Source organism: Bradyrhizobium sp. P5_C11_2, assembly GCF_054049755.1.
Genome location: NZ_JBFULT010000333.1, coordinates 1 through 8447, shown reverse-complemented (window position 1 = coordinate 8447; position 8447 = coordinate 1). Strand labels below are relative to the sequence as shown.

Annotated in this window: 9 protein-coding genes; 8 read left to right on the top strand and 1 reads right to left on the bottom strand. The window is 63.2% G+C overall.

Going from position 1 to position 8447, the window contains the following annotated elements; genetic code table 11:
- From ACXJL8_RS26390 to ACXJL8_RS26370, 5 genes are all read left to right on the top strand, one after another.
- Window positions 1–1167: ABC transporter substrate-binding protein (locus ACXJL8_RS26390; protein ID WP_456685861.1), on the top strand; the 1167-nt coding region annotated here is incomplete at its 5' end.
- A gap of 60 nt (window positions 1168–1227) precedes the next feature.
- Window positions 1228–2151, top strand: a complete 924-nt coding sequence (locus ACXJL8_RS26385; protein WP_456620130.1) for an ABC transporter permease — start codon at window positions 1228–1230, stop codon at window positions 2149–2151.
- Window positions 2148–2969: an ABC transporter permease gene (locus tag ACXJL8_RS26380; RefSeq protein WP_456685860.1), complete on the top strand. Its 822-nt coding sequence runs from the start codon at window positions 2148–2150 to the stop codon at window positions 2967–2969. The genes ACXJL8_RS26385 and ACXJL8_RS26380 overlap by 4 nt, the downstream gene beginning before the upstream one ends.
- Window positions 2966–3946, top strand: a complete 981-nt coding sequence (locus ACXJL8_RS26375; protein ID WP_456685859.1) for an ABC transporter ATP-binding protein — start codon at window positions 2966–2968, stop codon at window positions 3944–3946. Before ACXJL8_RS26380 ends, ACXJL8_RS26375 begins: the two co-directional genes overlap by 4 nt.
- On the top strand, window positions 3939–4940 hold the full coding sequence (locus ACXJL8_RS26370) for an ABC transporter ATP-binding protein (RefSeq protein WP_456685858.1): 1002 nt from the start codon (window positions 3939–3941) through the stop codon (window positions 4938–4940). Before ACXJL8_RS26375 ends, ACXJL8_RS26370 begins: the two co-directional genes overlap by 8 nt.
- A 727-nt stretch (window positions 4941–5667) precedes the next feature.
- Here ACXJL8_RS26370 and ACXJL8_RS26365 read toward each other — a convergent pair.
- Window positions 5668–6297 carry a LysR family transcriptional regulator gene (locus ACXJL8_RS26365; protein WP_456620126.1) on the bottom strand — a complete coding sequence of 210 codons (630 nt, stop codon included), beginning with the start codon at window positions 6295–6297 and terminating at the stop codon, window positions 5668–5670.
- Between the two features lie 128 nt (window positions 6298–6425).
- Between ACXJL8_RS26365 and ACXJL8_RS26360 the strand changes: the two genes are divergently transcribed.
- From ACXJL8_RS26360 to ACXJL8_RS26350, 3 genes are read left to right on the top strand one after another with little or no spacing between them, the layout of a single operon-like run.
- The gene (locus ACXJL8_RS26360; RefSeq protein WP_456620125.1) at window positions 6426–7295 is read left to right on the top strand and encodes a VOC family protein; all 870 of its coding nucleotides are present in this window, start codon (window positions 6426–6428) and stop codon (window positions 7293–7295) included.
- 1 nt (window position 7296) lies between these two features.
- Complete coding sequence (locus ACXJL8_RS26355; RefSeq protein ID WP_456620124.1) at window positions 7297–7683, top strand: RidA family protein; 387 nt, start codon at window positions 7297–7299, stop codon at window positions 7681–7683.
- 47 nt (window positions 7684–7730) lie between these two features.
- Window positions 7731–8420, top strand: a complete 690-nt coding sequence (locus tag ACXJL8_RS26350) for an L-2-amino-thiazoline-4-carboxylic acid hydrolase (protein WP_456620123.1) — start codon at window positions 7731–7733, stop codon at window positions 8418–8420.
- The last annotated feature ends 27 nt before the right edge of the window (window positions 8421–8447 follow it).

The window sequence follows — 8447 nt, the reverse complement described above, 5'->3', positions numbered from 1 at the left end:
GTCGAGAAGGGCCAGGCCAAGGACATCTCCGGCCTGAAGAAGATCGACGACTTCACCATCGAGATGAAGCTGACCGAGAAGGTCGATCCGGGCTTCTACTTCTTCAACGCGCTGACGTCGATCTATCCCGCCGACGAGGCCACCAAGGAGAGCTTCATTCAGAAGCCGATCGGTCTTGGTCCATTCAAATTCGTCGAGCACGTGCCGGGATCGCGCATCGTTCTGGAGCGGTGGGACCGGTTCTACAAGCCGGGCAAGCCCTACGCCGACAAGATCATCGTGTCGGTCATGGGCGAGGCCGCGGCACGCGATGTCGCCTTCCGCAACAAGGAGATCGACACCTCGGTGCTGGGACCTGCCCAGTATGTCGCCTATCAGGCCGATGCCGATCTCAAGGGCACCATCGTCGAAGTCGCCGAGGTCTTCACGCGGTACATGGGGATGAATCCGGCGTTCAAGCCGTTCGCCGACAAGCGCGTTCGGCAGGCGATCAACTATGCGATCGATACCGATCTGATCATCAACAAGCTGGTCAAGGGCAAGGCGTATCGTGCCACCAGCTGGCTGCCGCTGACGTCTCCCCTCTACGACAAGACCATGAAGCCCTATGCCTTCGATCCCGCCAAGGCGAAGCAGCTGCTCGCGGACGCCGGCTATCCCACCGGCTTCGAATTCGAATGGACCACCAGCCAGAACGAAAGCTGGGGCTTGCCGATCGTCACGGCCGTCATCCCGATGCTGGACAGGGTGGGCATCAAGGCGAAGGTCAAGCAGGTCGAGACCGCGGTGCTGGCGGAGGTGGTTCGCAGCGGCGACTACCAGGCCTTTGTCTATTCCCAGGCGACCGGGCCGGATCCCCAGGCCGCCCTCAAATGCTTCCACTCGTCGACGCCGCAATCAGCCTGCAACTACATGAACTTCAAGAATGCGGACTTCGACAAGCTAATGGACGAGGCCGGGCAGGCCGACGATGCCGCAAAGCGCGGCCAACTGCTGCAAAAGGCCAATGCGCTGCTCTATGAGGAAGCCCCGGTCTGGTTCTTCAACTACAACAAGGCGGTCATGGCGGTGCAGCCATGGCTCAAGGGGATCCAGTTGAACGCGACGGAGCTGACCCATCAGAACGTCGAAGACCTCTGGGTCGACGAGACCTCGCCCGCGAAGTGACACGCGCTCTCGCGCTCCCTCCATCGCGACGATCGGTGGGGGGAGAGAGGAAAAGCCTGGATGCTCTCGTTCCTGCTCCGCCGTCTCCTGCAAACCGTTCCGACCGTGCTTGCTGTCGTGCTGCTGGTCTTTGCGTTGTTCAGCGTCGTTCCGGGCAGCATCGTCTCGACCATGAGCGACGATGCCGATCCGCAGGTCGAGGCGCGCATGAAGAAGCAGCTCGGCCTCGACGAGCCCGTCTACATGCGTTTCGGGTCCTACATCGCCAAGCTCGCGACCGGTGATTTCGGGACGTCGTTCCGGACCCGCGAGCCGGTCACTGCCATGATCGCCAAACGGGCATGGCCGACGCTGCAACTGATATTCGCAGCCATGGCGTTTGCGATTGCGATCGGCGTCCCCCTCGGATTCGTCGCGGCGCTGCAGCCGGGCAGCATCATCGATACGGCCTCGATGGTCGTGGCGGTGTCGGGCCTTTCAATGGCCAAGTTCTGGCTCGGGCTGCTGTTGATGTACCTGTTCGCGTTGAAACTCGGCTGGCTGCCGAGTTTTGGCTATGGCGATGGCAGCCTCAAATATCTGATCCTGCCGGCCGTGACACTCGGCGTCTCGCCGATGGCGCTGCTGGCCCGGACGACGCGCGCCGCAGTCCTCGAGATCATGACCGCCGATTTTGTCCGCACGGCGCGCTCGAAGGGCATGAGCGAGACCCGGGTCGTGAAGTGGCACGTGACGCGCAATGCGCTCGTCCTGATTCTCACGACAACCGGCCTGCAATTCGGCGCGTTGATGGGACAGGCGGTCGTCGTCGAGAAATTGTTCTCCTGGCCGGGCATCGGCTCGCTGCTGGTCGACAGTGTCCTGCAGCGCGACATTCCCGCCGTCCAGGGCTCCATTCTTGTGGTGGTGATGTTCTTTCTTGCGATCAATTTGCTGATCGATCTGCTCTACGGCGTGATCGATCCCCGGATCAGATACGCATGAAGCTCCGTGCCAATCTCATCATCGGCGGGGGGTTGTTCGCGCTTGCGGTCCTTGTCGGCCTGCTCGCGCCCTGGCTGGCGCATACCGATCCCGTCCTGGACGCCAACCTGATGAATGCGGAAGAGCCACCGAGCTGGACCTGGTGGTTCGGGACCGACGGGCAGGGCCGCGACATCTATTCCCGCGTCGTGTACGGCGCGCGCGTCTCGCTGACGGTCGGCATCGTCTCGCAGCTCATCAACAGCGTCATCGGCGTGGCCCTGGGCCTGAGCGCCGGCTATTGGGGCGGCTGGTGGGACGATGTCGTCAACGGGCTGACCAATCTCATGCTCGCGATCCCCTCGCTGATCTTCGCCTTGGCCATCATGGCGGTGCTTGGACCCGGGCTGACGAGCCTGCTCATCGCACTCGGGCTGACCAACTGGTCGTTCACGTGCCGGATCGCACGGGCGTCGGCGCTGTCGCTCAAGAGCCAGGGCTATGTGCAGGCCGCAACCGTACTCGGCTACGGAGATTTGCGCATCATGATCACGCAGCTGCTGCCGAACATGCTCGGACCCATCATCGTCATCGGCACGCTGGGCATGGGCAGCGCGGTCCTGTCGGAAGCTGCATTGTCGTTCCTCGGCCTCGGCGTCCGCCCGCCTTTTCCAAGCTGGGGCAGCATGCTGTCCGAGGCCCGCGACCAGATCACGACGGCRCCGTGGCTCTCGGTCTTTCCCGGCCTCGCCATTTTCCTGACGGTGCTCGGCCTCAATTTGCTCGGCGACGGCCTGCGCGACATTCTCGATCCGCAATCGCGGAGCCGGCGCACATGACGGGCTCGCCGCTGATCGAAGTCGAGGATTTGCGCATCGATCTCGACGACGGCGCGAGGCGGGTCGCGGCGGCGGAGGGCATTTCGTTCCGGATCGATCGTGGCGAGACATTCGGGCTCGTCGGCGAATCCGGCTGCGGCAAGAGCATCACCGCACTCGCTTTGATCGGCCTGTTGCGGCAGCCGCTCTCGATCGGCGGCGGCGTCATCCGGTTTGAGGGGCAGGAGATCCAGCACCTTTCCGCGGCCAGGCAGCGGGAGTTGCGCGGCAACCGCATCGCCATGATCTTCCAGGAGCCGATGACGGCGCTGAACCCGGTCTCGCCGGTGGGCCGGCAGATCGCCRAGATGTTCGTGCTGCACAAGGGCAAGAGCTGGCGGGACGCAGACCGGCTGGCGGTCGAGGCGCTGGCGAGCGTCCGCGTCCCCGCACCCGAGCGCCGGGTGAAGGATTACCCGCACCAGCTGTCGGGCGGCATGCGTCAACGCGTGATGATCGCCATCGCGCTGGCATGCGGTCCGGATCTTCTGATCGCCGACGAGCCGACGACCGCGCTCGACGTGACCGTGCAGGCCGAAATCATCGAGCTGATGCGCAATCTATGCGCCGAGCGAGGAACGGCCATTTTGATGATCAGCCACGATCTCGGCCTGGTCGCCAATGTCTGTCGTCGCGTCGCCGTCATGTATGCCGGCCGTATTGTGGAGGAGCGCGGTTCGGCGGATATCTTCCGGGCGCCCTCGCATCCCTATACGCAAGGGCTGGTCGACTCGCTGCCGCGGCTGGGCAGCCGCGCCGCGCTCGGCCGTACCCGGCTCAAGGAGATCGCGGGTGTCGTCCCGGCCATCACGAGCTTCCCGGATGGCTGCAGGTTCAATCCGCGTTGCGCGCAGGCGACCGATATCTGCCGGGCAGTCGCGCCGGAGACGACATGGCTGGACGCGGGCGGTCTGGTGAGGTGTCACCACCATGCATGAACCGCAGGGGAGGCCGGACGACGTCATTCTCAGTGTCGAGGATCTCGCGGTGCATTTTCCGCTAGGCGGCGGCTTGCTGGGCCGCGAGCGGCGGCTGCTCCGTGCCGTCGATGGTGTCGACCTCACGCTGAAGCGCGGCGAATGTCTCGGCCTCGTCGGCGAGTCCGGCTCCGGCAAATCGACGGTCGCATTGTYGATTCTTGGCCTCTTGACGCCGACGCGCGGCCGCATCGTGCTGGACGGGCAGGTGGTGACCAACAGGCAATCCGGCGACCGAAAGTCGCTGGCCCGCACCGTGCAGATCGTCTTTCAGGATCCCTACGCCTCGCTTAATCCCCGCCAGACCGTCCGCCGCACGCTGGAAGATCCCCTGCGTGTGCATGGCGTGACGGCAAAGAGCGAGATCGAGGACCGCGTGGTGGTCATGCTGCGGCATGTGGGTCTGCGGCCCGAACAGGCCGACCGCTATCCGCATGAATTCTCCGGCGGCCAGCGCCAGCGTATCGGCATTGCGCGTGCCCTGATCCTCAATCCAAAGATCGTCATCTGCGACGAACCGGTGTCGGCGCTCGATGTCTCGATTCGCGCCCAGATCATCAATTTGCTGCTGGAATTGAAGGAGACGCTCGGCCTCTCCTACATCATGATCAGCCACGACCTCGGCGTCGTCGAACACATGAGCGACCGGGTCGCCGTGATGTATCTCGGCCGCATCGTGGAGAATGGCGACTGGCGCGAGATCTTCGAACGTCCGGCGCACCCCTATACGCAAGCCCTCATCGCCGCGATCCCCGATCCGCTGCGCCATGCACCGCTCGCCACGACAGGGGGCGACCTTCCCAATCCGCTCGATCCGCCGGATGGATGTGCGTTCAGCCCGCGCTGCCGCTATGCTGAAGCCGTGTGCCGCCAGGAGCCTGGGCCGGCGCTCGAAACGCGGGCCGACGGGCACGCGGTGCGATGCTGGCGGGCTGACGAGATTCGTCACGCGTAGTCATCGAACTCGCTCAATGCACCGTGGCGAAGTGGCGCGCCATTAATCCCCGGCGCGTCGGCTTCGATGACCCCGCCTCCTCGCAAAGCAATTTTGCCATTACTTTATTCGCTACGTTTTGCTACTGGCCCGGTTGAGCGGGTGGACTGGGCCAATCGGACCGCAGGTTGTTTGGGTTATTCCGATCGAATAGATCCTGCCTTAGGAGACCGCTCGGCCGAGGCCCAATCGAAGGCGGGAGTCTTCCGGCTTCGTAGGCTGGCGAGACGATGCCGCTCGGCCGGACGACGCAATGGGCAGGATAGCTTACATACTGACAGTAAACTACAGCACTTGCCCGTTGAGGACTGGCAGCGAAGAGTCCAACCACTAGAGATATTGGCAACGCGATTGATCGCTTCATCGTTCTGCTCCCATACCGCCGCACTCTCATAATTAGTCTACAACTCTCTTAGCTAGATCCAATACGAACGGTAGTCCGAGTCCCATCGATCACCCACAGGCTTGCGATGCTATAGAAGCGCGGCGGCCTAACAAAGTTTTGGGATAAGCCTCCGACACGCGTCCAGCGATACCGTCATGCACAGAGCATCTGGATCATTACTACTTGCCTTCGTTTTTATTCTATTTGCTCCGCAAGTGCGGGCGCAGCAAATTCCGGCCGAAACGATTCAGGGAATGCTTCCGGCCCTACCGGCGGGGGCTCGCGCCATGCTTCACGCTCGCCTCAACTTCCGATAGTGCCGACCAGACGAGGGCGGCGGTGATTGGCGAGCGAGCTCTCGGCCGGCAGGGCGCGCAGCCAGTCGCGGAAGCTGACGATCTCGGGGCAATCTGCGGTGCCTTCAGGCGCGATCAGCCAATCGCCGAGGCCTGGTCCCTCATTGAGCCGGTCGAAGCGATAGCCCGGATGGTGGCCGAGACCGCGGGCGATGAGCAGGTCAACCTTGCCCTCGACCAATTCGTGCAGGCCGGCGGGCTGCAGCACCCGCAAACCGATGTCCGCATGCGCGCCGCGAAACTCTGCCAATCCGAGGCGGCGCAGATCGCAGCTGCCATGGACGCCCAATTGCAGCAGCACCGCGCCCGCCGGTTTCAATTGCGAGGTCGCATCCGCAATATGGCGAAAGCCATCGGATACCCCGGGCAGATAGGCCTGACCGGCCGCGGTGAGAATGAGTTGCTTATGCAGCCGCTCGAATAGCTGCACGCCGAGGCGCGCTTCGAGCGCTTTCACCTGCTGCCCCACGGCCGCAGGCGTCACATGCAGCTCGTGCGCGGCCAGCTTGAAGCTGAGATGCCGGGCGGCGGCCTCAAATGCGCGGAGCGCGTTGAGAGGTGGAAGGGTGTAGGTCATTGCAGTGCAGTTTGACACCGATGGGCCGTGGCCTTGCAATAGATTTTCTTGCGCTGAACCGCAGGAATGATGCTTTGCGAAGCAGTGATGCCGCCGGATACGGTCAGCCTGCAATCCGGAGAAACCCCATGCCGCGCCGAATCGATCATCTCGTCATTTGCGTCCACGATCTGGAACAGGCTGCGCTGGATTGGCAGACGCTGGGCTTCAACCTCACGCCGACCGGTGTGCACCCATTCGGAACAAGCAACCGCCTTGCGCAGTTCGCCGACAATTTTCTGGAGTTGCTGGCCGTCACCGACGATGCGTTGGTTCCTCCGGCCGCGCCGGGCCGCTTCAGCTTCGCGGCTCACAACCGCGATTTTCTTAGCCGCGCCGAAGGAATGTCGTTGCTGGCCTTGCACAGCACCGACGCCCATGCCGATGCAGCGCGCTTCAGGGCCGATGGCATCGGGACCTCCGCTCCGTTCGATTTCGGCCGTGACGCGGTGCTCCCGGGCGGAGACACGGCGCGCGTCGCGTTTTCGCTGGCCTTTGCCACCGATCCCGCCATGCCCGGGATCGCGTTCTTCACCTGCCAGCAGCGTCACCCCCCGGAACTGTTCTGGAAGGCGCAGTATCAGCGTCATCCCAACGGCGCCCTCCGCGTGGTCGAGGTGGTGATGTCGGTCGCGGAGCCGGCGGCGCATCGCGATTTTCTCGAGCGCCTCACGGAAGGTGCGGCCGAACTTGCGCCCGGGCGGCTGACGATTGGTGAGCGCTGCGATCAGATCACCTTGCTTGACCCGTCCGAGTTGGCGCGCCGGTTGCCGGGCCTCGCGAACAGCGCTTCGCCGCGCTTTTGCGCGGCGCGTCTGGCGGTCGCTGATCTGGATGCGACGAGGCGAACGCTGCAACATCATGGCGTCGGCTTCGAGATGACCGGTGCCATGCTGTTGGTACCACCCGCCACCGTGCATGGTGTGGCGCTCGAATTCGTCGAACAGGAGGCAAACTGACATGGCTCACATTGCCAGCCACAATCCCGCAACGGTCCACCCTCCCGCCGGCGGTTACAGCATGGGACTTGAACTAAGCCAGCATCGCCGCCTGCTGTTCATCAGCGGTCAGGTGCCTGAAAGATCCGACGGCACCGTGCCCGAAGGTTTTGACGCGCAATGCGAGCAGGCCTGGCGCAACGTGATCGAGGTGCTCGCCGCCGCTGGCCTTGGCGTCGAGCATCTGGTCAAGGTCACCACGTTCCTGACTGACCGGAATCAGGTCGTGACCAACCGCACCATTCGCGGCACGGTGCTCGGCGGACATCGGCCGGCGCTGACGGTCGTGGTCGTTGAGACCGTTGACAGCAAATGGCTGCTGGAGATCGAGGCGATCGCCGCGGCATGAAACCGGCTTCGCCGGCTTTGCAATGGGGCAACTATTTCAGGTGTCCAATGGTTGAGACCGTCCATCCCTTTTACGAGTCGCATCGCGGTGCAATGGAGGCCGCCATGCGCCATCGCCTCGACTTGGCCGAAGTGATGTTACGCGAGCGCGCGCAGCTATCCGAGATTGACGGGATCAGGCGGGATGTGATGGACGAATTCGAGATCGTGCTCACCCAAATGCCCTATGTCGGAGGTGCGACAAGCCGCATGAGCGACTTCTTCATGCGTCTCATGGGTTTCATGACCATCAGCCGGGTGCTGCGCCGACACGGCGTGCCGCTGTCCGTGATCGGAGAGATCGAGCGGGAAACCTACAAGGCGCAATTGCTGACCGTATCAGAAGCGGAACGTCTCGCCGCGGGGCGTCAATTCATGTCGTTGGAAAATCAGGCTTTGCTGCGCGAGCAGGCGACGCAAAGCGCCTCGGAAAGCCATCAGACAGAGTTTCCCGAGGATTTCGTCTACGATTTCGTCGAGCCGGGCCGAGGTGACGACTTTGAATTCGGCATCAACTACAAGGCTTGCGGCTTTTGCAAATTCGCGGCCCGCCATGGCGACAAGGACATCCTGCCGAACATCTGCGGGCTCGATTTCGACGCCTATGCGACGCGAGGCATCCGCCTGGAGAGGACACAAACGCTGGCGGGCGGCGCGAGCCACTGCAATTTCCGGTTCTCGCGGCTCCCGTCGGATTAGGTCGCCTCCGTCTCCACATCGTCATTG